The organism is Bartonella sp. ML69XJBT (genome assembly GCF_028618515.1).
In the GTDB taxonomy this organism is placed as follows: Bacteria; Pseudomonadota; Alphaproteobacteria; order Rhizobiales; family Rhizobiaceae; genus Bartonella.
This window is the reverse complement of record NZ_JAQITB010000078.1, coordinates 1-3,054: the sequence shown is the minus strand read 5'-3', so window position 1 is coordinate 3,054 and position 3,054 is coordinate 1. Positions and strand designations below refer to the sequence as shown.

General features: G+C 43.7%; 2 protein-coding genes and 1 pseudogene. All 3 read right to left on the bottom strand.

Features of this window, described 5'->3' with window-relative positions:
* Nucleotides 1-73: 73 nt before the first annotated feature.
* Nucleotides 74-736 carry a lysozyme gene (locus tag PVV68_RS09910; RefSeq protein WP_273783001.1) on the bottom strand — a complete coding sequence of 221 codons (663 nt, stop codon included), beginning with the start codon at nt 734-736 and terminating at the stop codon, nt 74-76.
* A gap of 73 nt (nt 737-809) precedes the next feature.
* Nucleotides 810-1,139, bottom strand: a complete 330-nt coding sequence (locus PVV68_RS09905) for a hypothetical protein (RefSeq protein WP_273722231.1) — start codon at nt 1,137-1,139, stop codon at nt 810-812.
* An 11-nt stretch (nt 1,140-1,150) separates the two neighbouring features.
* Nucleotides 1,151-3,054 (bottom strand): annotated as a pseudogene (locus PVV68_RS09900) (hypothetical protein); the annotation flags it as partial.

The window sequence follows — 3,054 nt, the reverse complement described above, 5'->3', positions numbered from 1 at the left end:
GCTTTCGCTAAAGCGATAAAAAAAACGGCTATAGCCGTTAACAGAACAGACAGATTTCTTTTCAACCCAAAAATCACAAGCGCTGTTCCTTAAAGCGCTTGGCTACAATCACAACACCTGTGAGCGCCGCTAAAACCATAATTCCTGCTAATGCCCATTGCACTGGTCCATTGCCAACCAAGAGCCCACCAAAGCCTGAACAAGACCCTATAATCGGGGCAAGCGCCTCTAATTGGAAAAGACCGGTTCTATTCTTGGTTTCTACCCTTTGATAATTTGAAGAAACATAAGCCCCCTTTGCCCAGAGCCCTGCTTCGGCGGCTCTACGGTTGGATAATCCTTTAAGACGCTTGCCTCCTACCTTATTCCATTTCTGTAATTCCACCGGAACCGATTCGTAATCCCCTTGATTAAGCTTTTTCAACAATGTCGATTGGCAAAACGCTTTGGTTCCTACATTATAACAAAACGACACCAATGCCGCGAATTGGCTATCTGTTAAGGAAACCGTCACCGATTGTTCTACCGCCCTCTCAAATTGTTTTAAGTCTTCACAAAGAATTTCTTCTGCTTGCTCTTTTGTAAGACGCATGCCCTTGTGTACCAAAGGTTTGCCTGCACGACTGGTATGACCATAACCAATTGTCCAGACGCACGCCGTATCTTTATACGCTTCTAATCGCAAGCCTTCCCATTGTTTAATCAGCTCTAATCCTTCTTTTGAGATCTTTCTCATCTGTTCCTCCATAAAAAAAGCCCCACATAAGCGGGGCTCGATAAAGTGGTTTTTCGATTATTCTATAAGCTCTTCACTCTTTATTCTCTCTGATCAATTGCTCCACTTCTTCAACGCTAAAGCCAAGTCTATAAAGAGGCGCATATTCACTTTCCTGTAATTCATATTGGTAACGCTTTTCTACAAAATCTCCCTCTAAATCAAGCAGGACGTCTTGGCTTACATAAACTCTATGGCTCTCATCCTCTACTCCACCCTCTCCATCGTCTAGTTCTTTTACAAAAACCCAATAAAAACGTGTCTCTAAAAGACTCTTGAGCCTTCTTACCGTTTCTGCCTTATCAAAGGACAGCATGTTCAAATAATCTTGCTTGCTATTTAAATGTTCTGGATAATCGATCATCTCAATATCCTCTATACATAGCGACGTGGACGGCTACAGCCGCGTGCTCCTAATTTATCAGACTTCAAAGTCCGCGTATTTTGACCACTACGATAAAAGGGACCTGATAACGAGCCCTGCTGCCAATGACCACCACCTACCAAAGCATTCAGCGTTGTTTTTAAAGTTGCGCCAACTCGAGAAGTGGGTAATGGAACAGAAAACGTCCCTAATAAAAATTGCGAAACATAACCACAACCATCCTCACATCCTATATGTGATATCATTCGACGATTTGCCGTATCCCTATGCCCTCCTGAATGTTTGGGCGTAGGAGCTTGACTATTGACTATACTCGTCTTCTCATTACTTCCATACATCGCAGAGGCAAATTCACCATCTGTCAACAAAGACTTCCTCACAACAAACATATCATCTAAATATTCCGTATAACTACGGTTGGTCGTTATTGGGATACCATATACAGATCCTGTACTTCTACCGGTTCCTGATTGAAGATAAATATCAACCCAAATATCTTGAGAAGCGTCGTAAACCATCCCTTCAGGAGAACTATGCGGGCGGTGATTGAGACACCAGACCGAATGGGGTAATATATCCCCCGCACTATAATCCGATAACGGATGACCTTCAATCGTGCCAACATCCGCACAAAGCGTATGAAATCCTCCTATCTTGCGTGAATTTGCCGCTGTGTAACCTGTAGGATAAGTAGAGTTGAATGACACAACAAGTTGCGCATTATTCTCACTCTTATTCACTAAATAAATGTAATAATCTTTACCCGCTGAAAGAGTTTGATGCAGTGGGATGGTGGTATCTTCTAGGTAACTCACGACAAACAGGTCATTGCCCTTCATCAAAGAAATATGCGTTCCTTTTTTTAACAGAATATGCTGTTTACCTGCAGCAACAAGAAACGGGGTAGAAAGCGAAATGACATTCCAAGTTAAATGTTTCATTAAAGGAGAACTGTTTATAGCATTGTTTCCTTGGGCTTTTAGAACTGCCTCTTTTGCCTCTTGCGCTAGTGCCTTTGCCTGTAAGGCTTCTGTCTTCGCTACACTCGACGTGCTTTGCGCAAAATTAGCCGTCGCTGTTGTGGTTGCTAAAGAGCTCTTGATACCACCAAGCTCTTGATTTGTTGTATTTAAAGACTGTTTTGTTTGTTCAGCAAGGCTTTTCGCACTCTCTGCTGTCGTCTTTGCACTATCGGCTGATTGCTTGGCTTTACTTGCTTCATCCTTGGCTTCATTGGCTCGTGTTTCTGCGACTTCACCTGCCATCTTCGCTAAGCTTGCTGTTGCTTTGATACTATCAACCGCTTGCTGGATATCTATAACTTTACTGTTTGCACCATAAGCTACACTTTCCGCCTTTTCTGCCTTACTTCGTGCTTGTTCGGCATCATGCTTGGCAAGACCTGCTGTATCTTTCGATTCCTTAGCGATCTTTTGCGCTTCTTCGGCTATACTCTCTACCTTCTCTGCCTTTTTCTGGGCTTCTTCTGCAACATTCTTGGCTTCTTCCGATACATTTTTAGCTGTTGAAGCTGTACTGCTTGCCTGATCTCCCCTTTGTTTTGCCTCATTGGCTAAAGTCTCTACACTGTCTGCTTTGTTCTTGGCTTCTTGGGCTAATCTCTCTGCTGCTGCTGCTTTGTTCTTGGCTTCTTCAACAAGGCTTTTTACAGCATCTGCACTCACTTGCCCCGCCGCTTCTCCTGAACGTATAGCTTGTTCTGCTGCCGTTTTCGCCTCTCCCGCTATTCTCGTAGCCTCGCTTGCTTGCTGTTCTGCATGTTCTGCCTTCTCTTTTGCACTATCCGCTACGCTTTTAGCGTCCTCTGCCATGCTCTTGGCTTCACTCGATTGCGTCAAGGATTCTGTGACTTTTTGTAACGTCTCATCATCTC